20 protein-coding genes, 1 tRNA gene and 1 other RNA gene are annotated in these 19,746 nt (G+C 42.9%); 3 read left to right on the top strand and 19 right to left on the bottom strand.

Annotation, left to right across the window (positions count from 1 at the left end):
• The first annotated feature begins 3 nt into the window (after nucleotides 1-3).
• Complete coding sequence (locus tag BUB05_RS03250) at nucleotides 4-327, top strand: DUF202 domain-containing protein (protein WP_245819725.1); 324 nt, start codon at nucleotides 4-6, stop codon at nucleotides 325-327.
• Nucleotides 328-370: 43 nt separating this feature from the next.
• Here BUB05_RS03250 and ffs read toward each other — a convergent pair.
• An RNA gene (ffs, locus tag BUB05_RS03245) (signal recognition particle sRNA large type) lies at nucleotides 371-635 on the bottom strand.
• 4 nt (nucleotides 636-639) lie between these two features.
• Nucleotides 640-729, bottom strand: a tRNA-Ser gene (locus tag BUB05_RS03240).
• A 246-nt stretch (nucleotides 730-975) separates the two neighbouring features.
• On the opposite strand from BUB05_RS03240, the gene BUB05_RS03235 reads away from it, so the two are divergent.
• The gene (locus tag BUB05_RS03235) at nucleotides 976-1,164 is read left to right on the top strand and encodes a DUF1858 domain-containing protein (RefSeq protein WP_073047036.1); all 189 of its coding nucleotides are present in this window, start codon (nucleotides 976-978) and stop codon (nucleotides 1,162-1,164) included.
• A gap of 28 nt (nucleotides 1,165-1,192) precedes the next feature.
• Here BUB05_RS03235 and BUB05_RS03230 read toward each other — a convergent pair whose 3' ends face one another.
• The 13 genes from BUB05_RS03230 to BUB05_RS03170 all read right to left on the bottom strand — a co-directional run bounded on the left by BUB05_RS03230 (nucleotide 1,193) and on the right by BUB05_RS03170 (nucleotide 14,833).
• Entirely contained in the window at nucleotides 1,193-2,122 is a 930-nt protein-coding gene (locus tag BUB05_RS03230; protein WP_073047033.1) for a DMT family transporter, read from the bottom strand.
• 194 nt (nucleotides 2,123-2,316) lie between these two features.
• Nucleotides 2,317-2,718 carry a methylmalonyl-CoA epimerase gene (gene mce, locus BUB05_RS03225; RefSeq protein WP_073047031.1) on the bottom strand — a complete coding sequence of 134 codons (402 nt, stop codon included), beginning with the start codon at nucleotides 2,716-2,718 and terminating at the stop codon, nucleotides 2,317-2,319.
• 86 nt (nucleotides 2,719-2,804) lie between these two features.
• Complete coding sequence (gene meaB / locus BUB05_RS03220; protein WP_073047028.1) at nucleotides 2,805-3,737, bottom strand: methylmalonyl Co-A mutase-associated GTPase MeaB; 933 nt, start codon at nucleotides 3,735-3,737, stop codon at nucleotides 2,805-2,807.
• 41 nt (nucleotides 3,738-3,778) lie between these two features.
• Nucleotides 3,779-4,174 carry a cobalamin B12-binding domain-containing protein gene (locus BUB05_RS03215; protein ID WP_073047025.1) on the bottom strand — a complete coding sequence of 132 codons (396 nt, stop codon included), beginning with the start codon at nucleotides 4,172-4,174 and terminating at the stop codon, nucleotides 3,779-3,781.
• Between the two features lie 27 nt (nucleotides 4,175-4,201).
• On the bottom strand, nucleotides 4,202-5,881 hold the full coding sequence (locus BUB05_RS03210; RefSeq protein WP_073047022.1) for an acyl-CoA mutase large subunit family protein: 1,680 nt from the start codon (nucleotides 5,879-5,881) through the stop codon (nucleotides 4,202-4,204).
• A 128-nt stretch (nucleotides 5,882-6,009) separates the two neighbouring features.
• The gene (gene scpC, locus BUB05_RS03205) at nucleotides 6,010-7,491 is read right to left on the bottom strand and encodes a succinyl-CoA:acetate CoA-transferase ScpC (RefSeq protein WP_073047020.1); all 1,482 of its coding nucleotides are present in this window, start codon (nucleotides 7,489-7,491) and stop codon (nucleotides 6,010-6,012) included.
• 192 nt (nucleotides 7,492-7,683) lie between these two features.
• Nucleotides 7,684-8,013, bottom strand: a complete 330-nt coding sequence (locus BUB05_RS03200) for a DUF3870 domain-containing protein (RefSeq protein ID WP_073047017.1) — start codon at nucleotides 8,011-8,013, stop codon at nucleotides 7,684-7,686.
• Nucleotides 8,014-8,029: 16 nt separating this feature from the next.
• Complete coding sequence (locus BUB05_RS03195) at nucleotides 8,030-8,407, bottom strand: thioesterase family protein (RefSeq protein WP_073047014.1); 378 nt, start codon at nucleotides 8,405-8,407, stop codon at nucleotides 8,030-8,032.
• An 8-nt stretch (nucleotides 8,408-8,415) separates the two neighbouring features.
• Nucleotides 8,416-8,640, bottom strand: coding sequence for a glutaredoxin family protein (locus BUB05_RS03190; protein ID WP_073047011.1), 225 nt, complete (start codon nucleotides 8,638-8,640; stop codon nucleotides 8,416-8,418).
• A 189-nt stretch (nucleotides 8,641-8,829) separates the two neighbouring features.
• On the bottom strand, nucleotides 8,830-10,038 hold the full coding sequence (locus BUB05_RS03185) for a TolC family protein (RefSeq protein WP_073047008.1): 1,209 nt from the start codon (nucleotides 10,036-10,038) through the stop codon (nucleotides 8,830-8,832).
• Nucleotides 10,028-10,621 carry a TetR/AcrR family transcriptional regulator gene (locus tag BUB05_RS03180; protein WP_073047005.1) on the bottom strand — a complete coding sequence of 198 codons (594 nt, stop codon included), beginning with the start codon at nucleotides 10,619-10,621 and terminating at the stop codon, nucleotides 10,028-10,030. Before BUB05_RS03180 ends, BUB05_RS03185 begins: the two co-directional genes overlap by 11 nt.
• Nucleotides 10,614-13,718: an efflux RND transporter permease subunit gene (locus BUB05_RS03175; protein WP_073047001.1), complete on the bottom strand. Its 3,105-nt coding sequence runs from the start codon at nucleotides 13,716-13,718 to the stop codon at nucleotides 10,614-10,616. The genes BUB05_RS03180 and BUB05_RS03175 overlap by 8 nt, the downstream gene beginning before the upstream one ends.
• A gap of 2 nt (nucleotides 13,719-13,720) precedes the next feature.
• Nucleotides 13,721-14,833, bottom strand: coding sequence for an efflux RND transporter periplasmic adaptor subunit (locus BUB05_RS03170; RefSeq protein ID WP_073046998.1), 1,113 nt, complete (start codon nucleotides 14,831-14,833; stop codon nucleotides 13,721-13,723).
• A 214-nt stretch (nucleotides 14,834-15,047) separates the two neighbouring features.
• On the opposite strand from BUB05_RS03170, the gene BUB05_RS03165 reads away from it, so the two are divergent.
• The gene (locus BUB05_RS03165) at nucleotides 15,048-15,383 is read left to right on the top strand and encodes a rubredoxin-like domain-containing protein (RefSeq protein ID WP_073046995.1); all 336 of its coding nucleotides are present in this window, start codon (nucleotides 15,048-15,050) and stop codon (nucleotides 15,381-15,383) included.
• A gap of 82 nt (nucleotides 15,384-15,465) precedes the next feature.
• Here the strand turns inward: BUB05_RS03165 and BUB05_RS03160 are convergent, their stop codons facing one another.
• The 4 genes from BUB05_RS03160 to BUB05_RS03145 are packed head-to-tail and all read right to left on the bottom strand — an operon-like array spanning nucleotide 15,466 to nucleotide 19,714.
• Complete coding sequence (locus BUB05_RS03160; protein ID WP_073046993.1) at nucleotides 15,466-16,026, bottom strand: YeeE/YedE thiosulfate transporter family protein; 561 nt, start codon at nucleotides 16,024-16,026, stop codon at nucleotides 15,466-15,468.
• 12 nt (nucleotides 16,027-16,038) lie between these two features.
• Nucleotides 16,039-16,551, bottom strand: coding sequence for a YeeE/YedE thiosulfate transporter family protein (locus tag BUB05_RS03155; RefSeq protein WP_094762677.1), 513 nt, complete (start codon nucleotides 16,549-16,551; stop codon nucleotides 16,039-16,041).
• Nucleotides 16,551-17,918 carry an MBL fold metallo-hydrolase gene (locus BUB05_RS03150; protein WP_073046985.1) on the bottom strand — a complete coding sequence of 456 codons (1,368 nt, stop codon included), beginning with the start codon at nucleotides 17,916-17,918 and terminating at the stop codon, nucleotides 16,551-16,553. Before BUB05_RS03150 ends, BUB05_RS03155 begins: the two co-directional genes overlap by 1 nt.
• Nucleotides 17,919-17,929: 11 nt before the next feature.
• Nucleotides 17,930-19,714 carry an SLC13 family permease gene (locus BUB05_RS03145; protein ID WP_073046982.1) on the bottom strand — a complete coding sequence of 595 codons (1,785 nt, stop codon included), beginning with the start codon at nucleotides 19,712-19,714 and terminating at the stop codon, nucleotides 17,930-17,932.
• Between the last annotated feature and the right edge of the window lie 32 nt (nucleotides 19,715-19,746).

Genomic DNA, 19,746 nt, shown 5'->3' with positions numbered 1-19,746 from the left:
AATTTGAAAAAATATACCTGCTACAACAGGGAAGACATGATACTGAGGGATCACCTGGCAACGGACAGGACCGTACTGGCTAATGAAAGAACCTTTCTAGCCTACATAAGAACGGCACTGAGTTTGATAGTTTCCGGCGCATCTTTTATCAAGTTTTCCGATACACCATTAATACAGTATATCGGCTATTTCCTTATCCCCCTTGGTCTTTACATAGGAATTGCCGGAACGAAAAATCATCTGAACATGAGAAAAAGACTGTCTCATCTTCAGCATTTTGATTCAGAAGATAAACCCTACGAGCCTGAAGATGATTCAACCGAATAATAATAAAAAAACACACGTACATATGTACATGTGTTTTTTTAGATCGTGCACCCTTACTCGAAAAAGCAAGACCCGCGTTACCCTGGTAGTTAACTCAAACCCGGATTACCTGCGGCACATGAAAAAATCCGCTTACCGCTGCTTCATTCCTGACCTGACGGGGTTCACAGCATTCCATTGCGCAGGACCAAATTATCAACATCACTTGCCGGGGGCAGACCAGACCCTACAATCCCTAATAAGGGGATTCAACCCCGCTATAGCGGATTGCGGGCAACAAGGTACCGCTAACACCCCGTCTAGCACGATCGTTGGCAGAAAGGAAGGGATTCGAACCCTTGTGCCGGTTTCCCGACAACACGCTTTCCAGGCGTGCACCTTCAGCCACTCGGTCACCTTTCCACGACTAAATAATACTACAAATTAACGTAGCTTTAACATTATACATAATATAGACTGCCCTGTCAATCAAGATAATCCATTTTCCGACATATTAATTTTATTTAATTTTTTTCACCGACACGGGATAATGGCAATTGCCAATAATGAATATTTTTACGAAATATTTATGTAACCGCCGCAATACCTTTTGACTTTATAACTTCATATATATTATAATTAATTAAACAATACAAAGGAGGATTTGCCATGGCAATCACTAAAGACACTATGATAGGCCAATTATTAAGGGAAAAGCCTGAAGCTGCCGAGATACTGTTTCAATACGGCATGGGATGCATAGGATGCCCTTCTTCACAGATGGAATCTCTCGAACAGGCCGCTGCAGTTCACGGTATAGATTTGGAAGAACTCTTAAAGAGTCTCAACGAAGGTTAAACTGAAGCTCCGGATTTCCGGAGCTTTTTTATTTTTTTGCAATATCAACCTGTCCATGATACTTGTTTCTGCTCATTAGATACTGATTGACTACTCCCGAAACTATTATTATCAGACCGACAATTGAACTCGCCAGGATTTTTTCATCCAGAAATAAACTAATGTAGATCAAGGAAACAAATGGAGTCAAATACAGCAAATTTGCAATTATTTCCGTCCTTCCATGCTCCAGTGCCTTAAACCAAAATACATAGCTTATTCCATTTACAAAGCAACCGTTTAAAATTATCCAAATCCAGACTCCTCCTTGGGGCAAGGCAAATCCCACAGTCATAATCATGGTAGGTATTAAAAAAATCAAGGCAGTTAGAAAATATATGAACACACTGAAGGTATTGTCATATTCCACTTTTTTTCCAAGAACAGAATAGAGCGCAAATACAAAAGCTCCGCAAATAGCCAGAAAATCACCGTATGGGTTGGTAAACTCCATACTTAATATATTACCATTAGTAGCTATTATTATCATCCCCAGAAAGCTTATGGCAATGTTTGATATCTTGCTTCCTGTCACTTTCTCCTTGAGTATGACAAAAGAGAGCACCATGACGAAAATGGGCCACATATATGCTATTATAAATCCTTCTGAAGCCGTTGTTCTTGCCAGTGCTCCATATAGAAAAATATAATACAGATAATTGCCTAAAAAGCCGAGACTGCCCATGTGCAGGTAATCGGAAACCTTGTATGATTTTATCACCTTCCACTTTCTTTCCCAAACAACCATAAATCCCAGAATCAAAGTTGAAAAAACAGTAGAATAGAACAGCAGTTGGATATTGTCAATATCAATCATGGCTTTTTTTGAAACAACCGGAATTGCACCCCACAGCATAATGCACAAGCCAAGATTAAAGTATCCTATGATGGAATTGTTTTTACTTTTTGTTTTTATCATGACTTCGCCTCTTTATCGTTTATCTGTCCTTAAAATACAGGATTTACCAAAATATAACCCATCGTAAGATTCACTCCATTATACATCAATATAATTCATAAGGCAAAAGCTCAAAAAGGCAAAGACCCCCGGAAAACAAATCCCAGAGGCCCAATTTCTCTTGTATTCACTGATCTTCAAATTTTCTTAGTCTACTAGTCTCTCTGACAAAGCTCTACAAGAACTCCTGCAGTGTACTTTGGATGACAGAAAGCAATCTTTGCTCCGCCTGCTCCGTATCTTGGCTTCTCGTCTATCATTCTTACGCCTTTTTCCTGCATTTCAGCTATTGCTGCTTCAATGTCGTCTACTCTGTAGGCTATGTGCTGGACTCCTTCACCCTTCTTGTCTATGTATCTTGCGATAGGTCCGTCAGGATCTGTAGACTCAAGAAGTTCAACCTCAGTATCTCCTATTGGAAGGAAAGCTACCTTTACCTTCTGCTCTTCCACAACTTCTGTTCCTGCAAGATCAAGTCCCATTACTTCTTGATAAAACTTGAGGGTTTCTTCAAGATTCTTGACTGCAATACCTATATGGTCTACTTTTTTTACCATTATAATTCTCCTCATTTTTGTTTTTATGTTTATCTGCAGTAGCCTTCAGCTACAAATTGTCGTTGTAGTTATGATTTTCTTTACTGCTAAATTATCTTTGAAAGAAGCAAATCCCTTTCCGTAAAGGGGTCAGTCTCCTTCTTCATAAGTTTGCTTGAAGCATTGTCCATTTCTCCGTTGTTGTCGGTTTCCCTGAGAACAACTTTTCTGAGCTGCTCTTCGACAAGTTCTACAAGCTCCCTTTTCAAATTCAGCTTTCTTCTTTCTTCAAGTATCCCTTCCACTTCCATGTAGGAATAGTGCTTTTCAATTTCATGGTACATCTTGTCTATGTTTTCATTCTTGCTGGCTGTCACCATGACAACGGGAGGCCTTCTATCCATGTTCTGGTTGAGGTCAAGCATCATGTTGATCTCAGTGGCAGTCCTCTGCGCTCCCATTATATCGCTTTTGTTGACTACAAAGATGTCGCCTATTTCCATTACTCCGGCCTTTATGGACTGTATGTCGTCTCCAAGGCCCGGTACCGATACCATTACAACAGTATCTGCAGCCTTGACTATGTCAACTTCTGACTGGCCAACTCCTACGGTCTCGATTATTATATAATCACATCCGTATGCATCTAAAATCTTTACTGTGTTCCTGGTAGCCTTTGCAAGTCCGCCAAGATGGCCTCTCGTTCCCATACTCCTTATGAATACGCCGGGGTCAAGGGCAAGGTCATTCATCCTTATCCTGTCGCCAAGAATGGCTCCTCCGGAATAGGGACTTGTAGGGTCAACAGCTATTATTCCAACCTTCTTGTCATGCTTCCTTAGAAGCTTCACAAGCTTGTCCGTAAGGGTACTTTTACCGGCTCCCGGAGGACCTGTAATACCGATTACATGGGCATTGCCTGTATGCTTGTATATTTTTCTTATTACTTCTTCCGACTCATCCAAGTCATTCTCTACAATAGAGATTAGGCGGGCACAGGCCCGCTTGTCTCCATTCAACATTCTTTCAATTAATTCCATTAAATCATCATCGCCTTAATGTTTAATTAGTACTTCTGTTGTTAGTTTTTTACGTTTGCTTTTATGAATTCAGCAGTCTCCGAAGTCGGTGTTCCAGGTGTGAACACTGCAGCTATTCCAGCTTCAAGAAGTCCTGGAATATCGTCTTCAGGAATAACTCCTCCGCCGATTACAAGGATATCGTCTGCATTCTGAGCCTTAAGAAGCTCGATTACCTTTGGGAAAAGGTGGTTGTGAGCTCCTGAAAGGATGCTCATTCCTATTACGTCAACATCCTCCTGGATTGCTGCAGCCACTATTTGCTCAGGTGTCTGTCTAAGTCCTGTATATATAACTTCCATACCTGCATCTCTAAGAGCTCTAGCGATCATCTTCGCTCCTCTGTCATGTCCGTCAAGACCAGGCTTGGCAACTAATACTCTAATTGGTTTACTCATTGTAGTTTTTCCTCCTAATACTCAATCCTAAAGCATTACGCTTTGTTCATATTCGCCAAATACTTCTCTCATAACTCCACAGATTTCTCCAAGAGTTGCATATTCCTTGACAGCATCAAGAATGAGAGGCATAACATTGTCAGTTCCTTCACAGGCAGTTTTAAGAGCTGCAAGCTTCTCTTGAACTGCTTCGTTGTCTCTCTTGGCTCTTAGGTCAACAAGCTTCTGCTTCTGCATTTCACCAACGATAGGATCAACCTTGAGAAGTCCCTTAGGAGCTTCCTCTTCGATCTTGAACTGGTTCATTCCAACAACTATTACTTCGCCGCTTTCAACTTCCATCTGATACTTGTATGCAGCATCAGTTATTTCCTGCTGGATGTATCCCGCATCTATAGCTCTTGGAGCTCCACCGATCTCATCGATCTTAGTGATGTATTCCATGGCTTTTTCTTCGATTTCATTTGTTTTGGCTTCTACATAGTATGAACCTGCCAAAGGATCAACAGTATTTGTAACTCCACTTTCGTGAGCAACTATCTGCTGGGTTCTAAGTGCGACTCTAACTGAATCTTCAGTTGGAAGTGCAAGAGCCTCGTCCTTTGAGTTTGTGTGCAATGATTGAGTACCGCCAAGTACAGCTGCAAGAGTTTGAATTGCAACCCTTACGATATTGTTTTCAGGCTGTTGAGCCGTAAGTGTAGATCCACCGGTTTGTGTGTGGAACTTAAGCATCATTGACTTAGGATTGGTAGCTCCGAATCTATCCTTCATGATCTTCGCCCAAAGTCTTCTTGCGGCCCTGTATTTTGCAACCTCTTCAAGCAGGTCGTTGTGAGCGTTGAAGAAGAATGAAAGTCTAGGTGCAAATGAGTCAACGTCAAGTCCCGCCTTGATTGCAGCTTCAACATATGCAATACCGTCAGCAAGAGTGAATCCTACTTCCTGTGCCGCAGTTGATCCTGCTTCTCTTATATGGTATCCGGAGATACTGATTGTATTCCATTTTGGAACGTTTTGCGAGCAGTATTCGAATATGTTTGTTATAAGTCTCATTGACTGCTCTGTAGGGAATATGTAAGTTCCCCTTGCTATGTATTCCTTCAGGATGTCATTCTGGATTGTTCCTCTAAGTTTATCTGCTGAAACACCTTGCTTTTCCGCAACTGCAATGTACATTGCAAGAAGTACGGATGCCGGTGCGTTTATTGTCATTGATGTACTTACCTTGTCAAGTGAAATGCCGTCGAAAAGTATTTCCATGTCTGCAAGCGAGTCTATTGCAACTCCAACCTTACCTACTTCACCTTGCGACAGTTCATGGTCTGAATCGTATCCAATCTGTGTTGGGAGGTCGAATGCTACTGAAAGACCTGTAGATCCCTGGTCAACAAGATACTTGTATCTTTTGTTGGACTCTTCTGCAGTTGAAAAACCTGCATACATTCTCATAGTCCACAGTCTTCCCCTGTACATTGTAGGCTGATAGCCTCTTGTGTAAGGGTATTGTCCAGGATAGCCTATTTCATTCATGAAGTCCATGTCTGCAATATCTTCAGGCGTATAAAGTCTGTTTATGCTGTCTCCAGATCCAGTTGTGAATTCCTCTTTTCTTTCAGGTCCTCTCGCTAGAGATTTTCCCAAAGTTTTTTCTTCCCAGTTTTTTCTTTCTTCTGACAAGATTCCCAGTTTCTCATCATTAAACATAAAATTTTACCTCCAAAGTACGTTTTTACATACTAAATATATAGTTAATATATAGTTAATTATTTAAAAATGCAAGTTTTATTGCAAAAATGATTTATTTTTTTTAAATCTTGCATTTCCATTGCGTTTTAGTCGGCTTTTGCAGCCTCTTTTTTTGCGAAAACCTTGCTGAGATCATGAGGCGTATGCAGATGGGAGCTTTCTTTCAACGAGTTTTCATAGTATTCCATAAGCTCCTCCTTGAAATCGGGATGAACGCAATTTTCTATTATGGTTATTGCTTTTTCTTTTGGTGATAATCCCCTAAGATCCGCTATTCCCTGCTCCGTTACTACCACATGCACGTCATGCTCCGTATGGTCAACATGCTTTACGAAAGGAACCACGCTTGAAAGCGTACCGTTCTTGGCAGTTGACATTGTGATGAATATTGTCAGGTAGGCATTTCTAGCAAAATCTCCTGAACCTCCTATACCGTTCATCATCCTTACACCATTAACATTTGTGGAGTTTACATTGCCATAGATGTCAAATTCTATTGCAGTGTTCATCGCAATAACTCCAAGTCTCCTTATTACTTCAGGATTGTTGCTTATTTCCTGAGGCCTCAGTATTATCTTGTCCCTGTACTTGTCGAAATTCTCATAGAAATCATCGAGCCTTTCCGGTGATATGGTTAGTGATGTAGCAGACGCAACATCTACCTTTCCGCAGTCGATGAGATCCAGAACTGAATCCTGCAAAACCTCCGAATATATGTTGAGATTTTCGAAATCCGATTCACACAGTCCACCAAGGATTGCATTTGCAACACTACCCACTCCAGACTGCAGAGGAAGCAGCTTTTCAGGCATTCTTCCCGCCTTGATTTCATCCTTCAGGAAATCTATTATGAATTTTGAAACCTTCTTTGAATCCTCGTCTATGGGTGTTACTCCCCTTGTTTTATCTGTAATGTCCGAGTATACTATAGCCTTGATCTTTTCCGGGTCGCATGGAATATATGTAGTCCCTATCCTGTCTTCAGGATTAAGAACTGGTATCGGCTTCCTGTGAGGCGGATTTGCAGGACTGTATATATCATGGATACCTTCCAGTGATTCAGGCTGGGATGTGTTTATTTCAACTATGACAACGTCTGCCATATCTACCAGTACATTTGAGTTCCCTATTGAAGTGGAAGGTACTATTCCCCCGTCTTCAGTAATTGCTACAGCTTCAACGATTGCAACATCTATGTTTCCAAAGTAGCCGTACTTTATCCACTGAGGAACATGACTGAGATGCATGTCTGCATATGCTATTTCTCCTGCATTGATGCTGTCTCTCATACTTTTATTTGTCTGGTATGGATACCTTTTCCTGACAACCCCTGCTCTTGCCAGCGCTCCGTCCAGTTCATCGCCTACTGATGCTCCCGTTATCAGTGTTATCCCCAGTTTTTCCCCATTTTCAGCTCTTTCCGCTATGGCAAGAGGCACAGCCTTGGGATATCCTGCAGGTGTAAAACCGCTGGCACCAACTACCATTCCATCCTTAACCAACAAAGCCGCTTCTTCAGCACTTACAATCTTGCTTTCAAGTTCACTGCATCTGATTCTTTTATCCATCTCTGGACACCTCCATTTAAAATTAACCAATAGAATAAAAAAAGCACGAATAAAGGCATAGAATGCCATTAACCGTGCATCACTCGCTTAGAAATAAGGGGAAATCTTATTACCACGAATAAATAGGATATTCTTTTATGTTCTTATAATATACCATTAATCTGATTTTGTCAATTATTTGATAAAATATTGTCAATCTTCGTCATCCATGAGGGAATCGAATCTTTTCTTGCAGTTCTGCACGGCAGTCTTTATTGCCTTCTTCGCGGAACCGAAATAAGCAGTATCAATTGTATATTCAATGTCATCTATGTCGCTCAGGCATTTGCCTTTCAACATGTCGTTGGTGAACTTCTTTGCAAGATTTGTGGACAGGGTACAGTCGGCTTCGATGATCTCACCAGTCTGGGTCTTCACCAGCAGGGCCACAGCTATGACCTCGTAAAGCTTCCTCGCCGTGATGTTGGAAGGAAGCTTTGCATAACCCGTCACAATGATCTCATCTGCAATATTGTCTATCATAGGATTCTCCCGATGTCTATTTGCTCATGAATTTGGATACGTCGATTATGAATCTGTCATGTGTACCTTCGCCGATAGTCTTTTCATCCACAAATGTCCTCACCTTGAAGACAAGCTTTTTCCTGTCGACCTCTATAAGTTCGCATTCCGTCTTGTAGCTTTCTCCCAGATTGACTGCAGCCTTGTGGCTGACATTGACATGTGTTCCAACCGTGCTGAATCCTTCGGGAAGGTAGTCCTTCACACAAGCTGCACATGTACCCTCCATATTGGCGATCATCATCGGAGTCGAAAGAACCTCAACGAAGCCGCTTCCAATGGCTGCTGCAGTATCCTTGTGCTCAACAATATTTTCCGTCTGGAACTTAAGTCCCGGTGTTATGTTAAAATCCATGGCGACACCTACACTAGCTCGTCAAGTTTTGCTCTGTTGAATCCTTCAACAACTTCATCGTCTACCATTATTATAGGCACTCCCATATATCCCATGCCCATAAGCTCTTTTCTTGCTTCCATGTCCGTTGACACATTCTTTTCTTCGAATTCCACGCCCTTTTCCTTAAGATAGTCCTTTGCAGAGACGCAGTGAGGACATGTATTACTTGAATAAACAACTACCTTTGCCATAGTTGTACCTCCTATTTTTCTTTTTATTATATTTTTTATTCTACCACAAGTGAAGGGGAATTTCTATAGGATGAACGCAAGTTATGTTTATTAAATTCCTGTATTTTTCAGCAAATCGTTTACAGGTGCGAAAACAAAAGACCCGCCTGGATGAGCGGGTCGGTTTTGCTGACATGTATTTATGTTTTCCTAAAATCCCATGGATGACGATGAAGAAGTTGATGAGCTTGGCATTCCAACATCTATGGAATTCTCAAACATCATTCTTGATATATTGTATCCCACAAGAAGCTGATATCTCCCGATTTCAGCCTGCTTCAAGCTTGTTTCGGCATCGGATACATCCTGAATAGTCGCAAGGTCGTATTCATAGAAAAGTTTTGAAACCCTGAGAGCCTCTCTTGAAAGGGTTATGGTCTCATCCATGTTGTTCAGTGACCTTTCAGCCTTCACAAGCTCAAGATATTTTGTCCTTACATCAAGCTCTATGTCCCTGAATGACTGCTCGTAGTTGTGCATTGCCTCTTCAAGCTCCTCAACGGCATACTTGTACTGTCTGTTGCCGGAGGTATAGTATGATTTATAGGCACTGGTCTCAACCTCTTTAAGCTCATATTCAGCCCACTTGTTTGCACTTTCCGGCCTGTTGTCAAAGGCAAGTTCAACCGCCTCTTCTATTGACAGGTTTGTCATGTCACCATTCTCCACACCTGAAACAAACTTCACCTTCTCACCCAGTTCAAGACCAACGGTATTGTTGAATTCAAGCTTTTTGATTTCAAGTTCATCAATTGCGTTGTCAAGGTCGGTCTTTGCAGTATTCACTGCAAGTTCCTCCTGAAGGAGGTCAAGCTTAGTTATCACTCCTGTCTCATACTTTATCTGAGCCGTTTTCAAATGACCAAGTTCATTCTGATATGCAGTAGAATTAAGCTCTACGGACTTCTGTGCAAGAAGTACCTGATAATATGCTGTAAGGGCGCCGATCTTCAAGGCTTCCTCAGTCTGTCCTATTGTATTTTCAAGTACAAACAGCTGCGTTTCAGCTCCCTTGACTCCATAGCCCTTTTTAAGAAGAAGTGTATTGATAAAATCATCGGTTATGTTGCCGGGCAGATATGCCAGAGGCAGCTTCAATAGATTCTCCATATCTTCCTGAAGATCTTCCTGATCGTCGATCAACTCCTTCGTATTTCCTATATTTCTAAGAAGGCTTTTTACTGCATAGCTGTTTTCTATTGCAAGGTTTTGAGCCTCTTCAAGGGTAAGCTCCATTTCAGCCACTGCAGATGTTGTTTCCATTGATGTCGTTGTTGCCGTCAAGCCTTCCGTTGCAAATGCCGGCATTGACAACGCCAGAGCCGCTGCGCAGGCAATTGCTGTTATTTTAGTTTTCATTGCAATCCTCCTTTTCACCAAAACCTTCAAGAACCTGGTCCACTATGTATCCGTAGTCCGGCTCTTTTCCACCAGCCTTGAACATGACCATTCCGATGTAATGGTTGGACAATCCCATGATGCAGGAACAAAGAATCTCCTTGTCCACTGTCTTCCTTATTAAACCTTCATCAATTCCCTGTTCAATAAGTCTTATGACGTCCAAGGTATGCTTGCCCATGTTTTTTAAAAAAACATCCTTTACCCTTTTTGAAATAAGGTCTCCCTGGGCAAAGAATACCTCTGCAAGACTGGTATGTACTGTAATTATATTATACTTGTATTTAAGAAATTTCGCCAGTTTTTCTTTGAAGGACAATTCACTGACAAATATCTCATGAACCTCCTGGAGACCCATTTCAACATTCCTGATAAAGGATTCCTCGAAGATTTCCTTCTTGCCGGAGAAATATTCATATACTGTCCCCTTTCCAATTCCTGCATTTTTGGCAATTTCTTCTATTTTAGCATTGTGAAAACCCTTTGTCCTGAATATCTCAAAGGCGGAATTCAATATGAGGTCCCTTTTGCTCATCTCAGGCATTGTGGGCCTCCTCCCAGTGTATCTTCCTCTTTACAAACTCTGCAATATCGTCAATTATGGTATATATTACCGGCACATATACCAGAGTCAGTATGGTTGACAACAACAATCCTCCAATTACTACTATGGCAAGGGGCATTGACATCTCCGCACCTTCTCCTATTCCAAGAGCCAGAGGGAACAGTCCAAGGACTGTAGTCATGGCGGTCATCAGAATCGGTCTGAGTCTTATGGGGCCTGCATTGAGAATTGCTTCCCTTCTTTCCTCTCCATCGGCACGCCTCTTGTTTATATAGTCAACAAGGACTATGGCATTGTTGACTACTATACCTACGAGGACTATGAATCCTATGACTGCAGGAACGCTCAGGTCAACCCTTGTAATGAACAGTCCCAAAAATCCTCCCGACAGTGCAAGGGGGACAGTCAGCATGATTGAGAGAGGCTGGATAAGCGATTCGAACTGGGCTGCCAGAATCATGTAAACCAGGACTATTGCAAGTACGAGAACAAGTGAAAGGTCTCGGAATGCATCCTCAATCATCTCGGTCTCTCCTCCGAAGGAAAGTATGTATCCCTGGGGCATATCATACTGGTCTATCAGTGTACTGATATCTCCGGTAACGCTCTGGATATCCCTTCCGAAGGTCTCGCAGCTAACAGTCACAACCCGTGCCTGGTCCTCACGCTGAATGCTTACAGGACCTCTTGAAAGTTCTATGTCTGCAACCTGCGACAGAGGAACCGTACCTCCCGTCGGAGTCGATATCTGCATGAGACCCAGATTGTGGATACTTTCACCGTATATCTCGTCACCCTTGATTACAACATTGATCTCTTCACCTTCAAACTTGAAAGTCGTTGCCCTCTTTCCTGAGAGGGTGGAACTTACTCCTGTCGCTATGCCGTATGAAGTGAGGCCGTACTGGGACGCCCTGTTCTTGTCTATGTTCACATGAACCTCGGGAACTCCTTCCTCAATGGAGGTGGTTACTTCTCTTGTTCCTTCAACCTTCAGCATCATGTCCTTTACATCGGAGCTTATCTTTTCAAGTATGTCCATGTCGTTTCCTCTGATGCTGATGCTTATTCCACCGCCTCCCATGCCGGATCCCATCATCATGGATGCGGCAGATATGCTGAATTCCGCACCTGGAATGTCCTTGGCAAGCTTTCTAACTTCGTCTGCAACCTGGGATGAGGACCTGTCTCTTTCTGAAAGGTCAACAAGCATCACCATCATGGATGCCATATCCGAAGAACTCCCCCCCATGCTTCCGAACTGTCCTCCTGAACCGATTCTCGAGAAAACATAATCGATTTCAGGTATATCGTAGAGCAGATTCTCAAGCTCCGTCACAACCTCGCCGGTCTCTTCAAGTTCTGCGCCTGTAGGCAGATTCACTGTTATGTTGATCTGTCCTTCGTCAGTGGCAGGGAAGAAAGAAGATCCGACTGTGGTCAGCGATACCGCACTTACCACAAAGATGACTATGCTCAGTACCACTACCATTATCCTGTGGTCGAGACCTGCTTTGAGTACTCTTTTGTATATCTTTCGTATCTTGTTGAGGAATCCCTTTTCAAGCTTCTCCCCTTCTTCCTCGGCATGAACATCAAACTTGATGTTCTTGATTGTAAGAAGCTGGGAAGACATCATGGGTATGAGTGTCAGCGCAACTCCAAGAGAACTTATGAGGGCAAATGTTATAGTCATTGCCAGTTCCTTGAATATTGTGGACGTAATACCCTCAACGAATACTATTGGAAGGAATACCGCAATGGTAGTAAGAGTGGATGCCGTAACTGCAGTTGCAACTTCATTGGCTCCCGTCACGGAAGCCTCCTTGATCTTCATCCCCTCCGTCCTGTGCCTGAAGATATTCTCAAGAACAACTATGGAGTTGTCAACAAGCATACCTATTCCAAGAGCCAGTCCTCCAAGAGTCATCATGTTCATGGTAACGTCGGAGAAATACATAAGTATGAAAGTGGCTATTATGGAAATCGGTATGGTCAGGGATATGATGATCGTGGACCTTATATTCCTGAGAAACAAAAGAAGTATTAGAATCGCAAGTGTTCCACCCGTCAGACCTGACTGCACCATTCTCATTATGGCCTGGTTGATGAAATCAGCCTGGTCAAAGACTGTCTTAATATCGATGTTCGGATATTCCTTTTCAAGTTTCTCTATCTCACTGTTTATGAGCCTGCTTACATTAACCGTATTGACACCGGACTGTTTCATTATGGAAATTTCCAAGGTGTCCATGCCGTTGTACTTGGCGATTGTCGACCTATCAGTATTGACAAGGTCAACCGTACCCAGGTCCTTAAGCTTTACAATCCCTCCCGTCATGAGAGGTATGTTTGCATTCCTTATTTCATTTACGGACTCGTATTCTCCGAGAGTCCTCACTGTCAGAGCCTTGCTTCCCTTGAACACTTCTCCTCCCGGAAGATTGAGGTTGTCGCCTGCAAGTATCCCTGCTATATAATCAGAAGTCAGACCATAGCCCTCCACCCTGTCCTCGATGAGCTCTATTTCCACTTCCCTCTCGTACCCTCCAAGGACGTCAACGGAAGCAACACCTTCAAGCCTCTCCAATCTCGTCTTTACAATATCCTCGGCAATATTCTGGGTCGTATAGATATCTCCCTTGCTCTCTATTGTCATATACATGATGGGCATGGCGTTGGGGTCAAACTTGAACACCGTAGGACTCGTTGAATCCTCCGGCAGATACCCCTTCACAAGGTCTATCTTTTCCCTCATCTCCAATGCCGCAAAATCCATGTCCGTACCGAAGTCGAACTGCAACACTATGAGGGAAGCCCCTTCGAAAGAATAGGACTGTATTGTATCTATATTCTCAACAGTTGTAAGAACATCCTCCAGTGGCTTCGTTATGAGGGTCTCCATCTCCTCGGGACCTACTCCCGAATAGCTCGTGGACACTACCGCAATGGGAAATTCTATTGACGGCAAGAGGTCTACTGGCAGCATTGAAAGGGATACTGACCCTATAAGTATGACAATGAGGATTATCATTACAATTGTAACGGGTCTCCTTACTGCAAATCTTGAAAACATAATCACTCACCCCTTACAACTTTGACTTTTGTACCGTCGCTTACGTAGTTCTGCCCCTTGACAACTATGCTTTCCCCTTCCGAAAGGCCTGAAAGAATCTCTACGCGTTCTCCCGTATCAAGGCCTGTTTCAACAACCTTTGCGGCTACAAAGCCGCCGGACTCAACATACACTATGGAGTTTCCTTCCTTTTCAAGAAGGGCGTCTCCAGGTATTGAAAGAACATCTTCCCTCAGGTCCGTATTGATTATCACCTGTGCAAACATACCCGCCTTCACGCTTCCGTTGTTTTCAGTACTGATTTTAACAGGATACAGATTGGTCATGGAGTTTACGGAATCACTGACAGACAGTATTTCAGTATCTGTATCGATGTCCGCCGATTCAACCTTGAGATTGACCTTCTGCCCTTCATATATCTTGTTCACTATGTTTTCAGGCACGCTTATTTCAATCACTACACTGTCAAGGTCCATTATTGTCACTGCAGGACTTTGTCCTGTCGGCATTTCACCTGCTTCGATATTAACAGCTGTAACTGTACCTGATATAGGGGCAGCAACCTCAACATTGTCAAGGGCGTCAAGGGCCTGGCTGTAGCCAAGCCTTGCCTGCTCAAGGCCTCTTTCTGCTGTTTCAAGAGGCTTGTCAGAAGCTGCAAGCTCAGCCTGGTCGTACTGAGCCTTTGAAACAACGCCTTCCTCATAAAGCTCCTTTGTCCTTTCAAATGAATCCTTTGCAGTTGCAATCTGTTCCTTTGTCATCTCATAGCTTGCCAGTGCAGCCGAATATGCTGCATAGGCCTGGTCAACCTGGTTCTGGATACTGTCTCCGTCAAGGCTGAAAAGCAGTTGACCCTTTTCCACATAGTCTCCCACCTTTACATTGACAGTTTCAACTTCCGACATCACAAGGGGATTCACATCCACATCCTTGTCGGCAAAAACCTTTCCTGAAAAAGTATTTTCTATATAAAGCTGGCTCCTGTCAAGTTTTTCAGTCTCTACTGCTATATAGCTTTCTTCCACCTCTTCAACTTCGTTTCCTCCTCCGCACCCAGTCAATGCAAGGGCTAAAACCAAAGTCAAGACAATCAATACATGTTTCTTATTCATAGTAACTCTCCCTAATCCATCATTCCGACCGACCGGTCAGTTCTTAAATGATAGCACATGTTCACAATTAATACAACGTATAAAATGTAAAATTTTATTTATTAAGAAACTGTAAAATCTATTGAAATAGTTATTTATTATTTGTTTTTTCAAAAAATAGTGATAAAATAAATATATGCATTCGTATTGAATGGTAATTTCAAGGAGGTATTAAATGGAAAATCTAATTAAATGTACAGTATGCGGTTACGTGACCGAAAAGGAAAAACTGGGACACAAATGTCCAAAGTGCGGGGCTCCCAAGGAAAAATTCGAAGAACTTAGCGAAGAAGCAACTGAAAAGATCATTACTTCCGATAGAACCAATGACATACATATGGATATCATAAACCTTTGCATGGCCATAGAAGAGCTTGCAGAAGAAGGGGAAGAAATTGCTCTTGACCCGCCTTGCGTAGCTGTATTCAAAAAGGCCCAGGACAAGGCATGGCAGCTTAAGCAGATGTGCAAGGCTGAACTCGCAGGTCATGTGGCAAAGGGCAAGTGGTAGGATAAGTACTGCAGCCGAATTGATTGTAGAATTTAAAAAGCTTCTGTTAGGAATCATCCTTCAGAAGCTTTTTTGTGCCCGCCTACCCTGCAAATATTTCAACAACCGCCATAATAAGTGCCAGTATCAGGGCCATGGGTATTGTATACCTGAAGGATCTTCCGTCCATTTCATCGAAGAGGGATTTTTGGCTGTATCTGTCTTCCGACAGTATGTTGTGCCTCTTCAAAACACCGTACATTGATGCAAACAGTCCCGACCCTACAATTATTCCTATTAATCCTCCAAAAAGTCCGTCAATATATCCGTTTCCTACAGCTCCAGCCAGTGTTCCGGGACAGTATCCCAAAACGGCAAACCCGACACCGAATATCAGGCCTCCTATTATGGAATTCTTCACCGAGCCCGGCTTCACATGGAGCTTTACAAGACCTTTTGGATAAAGCAGGCTGACTCCCATCATTGTAACGATGACTGCAGAAAGCATGATTTTCAAAACTGTAAAATCCTGAAGTCTCAGCTGGCCCAGTATTACGTCATACTTTGTGGCGCCTCCCTTTTGGAGAAGAAATCCGAAACATATTCCTGTAAGAAATCCCAAAACAAGCTGCAGGGGTTTGTTTTCATGTAATTTATTCATCATATAATCACCGTCCTAAAACCCGTATATCAACAGTGCGGTTATGATGCCGCCTATGAAGAAGAATATTGCAGCAATCCAGCTCAATACGGAAAGCTGTCCCGTTCCGCTTATGCCGTGGCCGCTTGTACATCCTCCTGACCATCTTGATCCAATGGCTATGATGACACCGCCAAAGACAGCAACTATGAGTCTCAGGAAGAACCCTCTTGATATCTCGCTTGCCCACATGGGAGGCACTGCAACTATCCCAAAGTCTCCCGACAGCATGGCCGACAGGAATGAACCGAAGACAATGCCTATGACAAGCATGAATGCCCAGTCAACTTCAGGAGCGGTCTTAAGGTAGAACTCATTGTTCTCAACATATTCCCTGTCGAACAGCTTTCTTATCATCCCGCTTGCCCTGGCATAGGAAGTTGAAGTTCCAATCACCTTGTCCGACAGCAGCAGGGAAAATATATTTAGCACTCCTATCAAGGCTCCTACGACATAGGGCGACCATTCAACCATTGTAAAAACCTTCATTATAAAACCCCCTTATATGCAAGATAGCCATTCATTCCACCTGCAAGGTTGTATACATTCTTGAACCCCTTCTGCTTCAATATGCTTATTCCCATGTTTGATCTTCCACCGGAGTTGCAATACACGACGATATTCTTGTTGTCGTCAAGCTCACCATATCTTGTCCTAAGCTCATGGGCAGGTATGTTAACGGACTCTTCAGCATGTACTTCGTCATATGCATTATTGTCGCGTCCGTCTATGAGCACAGTATTTCCTTCTTTCATCATATCTTCAAGATCGGCAGGAGATATCTGCGCAATATGGTCTATGGGCAACCCTTCAACAACCCATTGATGCATTCCTGCCTGTAAAAAACCTGTTACATTATCTATCCCTACTCTCTTCAGCCATATGGAAGCAGCTGAAGCGATTGAATATGTCTCTGCCACGAGAAGTACGTTCTTTTCAGGCGGAAGAATCCATCCTGCAAAGATTGGTAGATTACCAGTGGAGTCTATACTGTAGGCTCCAGGCACATGAAGACCTCCAAAGGAAAAATAGCTTCTCACATCAAGGATGATGGTATTGGGATCCTGGTACGCCTCATTGAATTCAGCAGGCGTCATTGTCTTCATCTTTGGCAGCTTGTACAAGGGCAGAGGACCATGGCCGTTTATGGCGCTGCTTCTTGCAAAATGGTCTGGAACTTCAGGCATATCGTTGGTCAAAGCCTTGACGAATTCATCCATATCCTTTATCTGCAGTGTTTCATTGTATTTCTTTTCATATCCTATTGTTGTTGTATATTTAGCAGCCATTGATTTACCGCACAATGATCCTGCTCCATGGGCAGGATAAACCTCACAGTAGTCAGGCAGCTTAAGAAGCTTGTTGAAAAGGCTGTCATATAGCTTTTCAGCCAGTTCCTGAGCCCGGTCGGGGAAAAGATCAGGCCTTCCCACATCTCCAACGAAGAGGGTGTCTCCTACAAAAACGCCTATCGGCTCCTCTCCTCTTGAAAGGTCCGACAGCACATAGCTTACATGCTCGGGAGTGTGCCCCGGTGTTTCAACAACCTTAATCCTCATATCTTCCATATCGAAAACATATCCTTCCTTGACTTCTATATACTGGAAGGAGGCATTTTCAACTCCAGGCATGAATATCTTTGCTCCCGTTTTTTCGGCAAGCTCCACATGGCCAGAAACAAAGTCCGCATGCAGATGTGTTTCAAGTATATGGGTGATCCTAAGGCCAAGTTTTCTTGCCTCGTCAATGTAAAAGTCAACATCCCTTCTAGGATCGACAACTGCACATTCATTGTCTCCTGCAAGAATGTATGAGCTATGTGCAATTTTCTCTACGAAATAATGCTTTAGTAACATAGATTCCTCCTCTAAATGAATAGAATATATACTAACAATACAGCCACTACCAGGAAAATAGCAGTCATAATTCCTCCAGCCTTTATATAGTCCGAATTGTTGTAGCCTCCCGGAGTCATTAGAAAGGCATTAACCTGATGTGTCGGCAGTACGAACGAATTTGAGGTGCAGATTGCAACAAGTATTGCAAGCGCCCTGGGATTGATTCCAAACTGCTCACCCATGATCATTACAAGAGGCACAAGAAGTACAGTAGCCGCATTGTTTGACATGAAAAGTGAAAACAAGGTTGCAAGTATTCCTATTACAAACATTATGGGAAGCGTGCCCCAGTTTTTTATAATTTCAATTATATATCCTGCGGTAATGGCTGCCGCACCGCTTTCTTCAAAGGCTAGACCAAGGGGTATGAGTCCCGCGAGAAGAAATACCGTCTTCCAGTCTATTGCGGAATACACTTCATCAAGGGGTATGACTTTTGTAAGTATCATGAGAAATGCCCCCGTCAGAAATCCAAGAGACAGCCTTACACCCGCAAGAACTATGGCTATTGCAAAGAGAAGGGACCCCAGAGCGAAAATCCACTTGTTTCCACTTTCGTCCTCCACACTGGCAGTAATGGGGGTTAAAACGGCAAAGTCCCTGATTTCCTTAATTTTTCGTATATCCACCCATCTTCCGAAGACTATCATCTCCTGTCCCGACTCCATGGGCCTCTCAAAGAAGTCTATTTGCTCGCCTTCTCTGCTTATGAATATTATGGGCTCTACGCTGAAATTCTTCCTGACTGCAATTTCACAGAGGCTTTTACCGATGAAAGCCGATTTGGGAGGCACTATGATTTCTGCAAAGCCTGCATATTCCTCATTCTTGATATTTGAGAATATTTCCATTTCCTCTTTCATCGAAAGGCTGCAGCAGCCGGTAAAGTTCTCTACACATCCCCTTGTTCCCAGGACTGCCAAAACCTGTCCCACCTGGAATCTTGTCCTCCTCCAGGGGGCATATACCGTACTTCCGTCCTCAAACATTGCCAGTATATTTATGTTGTAGCGGCTCCAGAGATCTATCTCCTCAATGGTCTTTCCAACTATCCTGCTGTTTTCATTTACCATGATTTCGAACACATTGTCCGGGAGGTCGTATATTTCCTTTAATATATTTTGTGGTGTCTTAGTCACTTGAATCTCTGGCTTTGGCAGAACTTTGCTTCCCAGAGTATAGAAATAGAGTATTCCCGATGCAAGGAGCACTAGTCCAACGGGAGTTACACTGAATAGATTGAATTTACCATATCCCCTTTGGGTTATGAGATCATTCAATATTATGAGGGGACCTGATGCAACCATGGTTATTGTTCCGCCAAGTATGGCTGCAAATCCCATGGGCATCAAAAGCTTTGAAGGATGTATGCCTGTCCTTCTGCATATCCTTCTCAAGGCTGGCAGAAACAAGGCTGCAGCCCCTATATTCTGCATGAATGACGAAATGAGGCCTACTGAAAGTGATACATAAACCAGTAGTTTCTTCTCGCCGTTTCCTGCAAGTCTTATTATTTTTTTGGATAGTTTTTTCATGATACCTGACTTGTCTATTCCGTATCCCATTATCATAACTGCCATGATTGATACGACGGCATTGCTTGAAAAGCCTGAAAAAGCCTTTCCCACCTCTATGACTCCGCTCCACGCCAGGAGTATCATAATGAGAATGGCCACTATGTCAGGTCTGAGTTTTTCTGTTACAAAAAGTATAATCGCGAGAATGAGTATGCAGTAAGTTATAACAACATCCATTGATATAAAACACCTACCCTTAACCTAAGAAA

The organism is Dethiosulfatibacter aminovorans DSM 17477 (genome assembly GCF_900142005.1).
GTDB classification, from domain to species: Bacteria; Bacillota; Clostridia; order Tissierellales; family Dethiosulfatibacteraceae; genus Dethiosulfatibacter; species Dethiosulfatibacter aminovorans.
The sequence above is the reverse complement of the archived record's forward strand: the minus strand, read 5'-3'. Positions and strand labels throughout refer to the sequence as shown.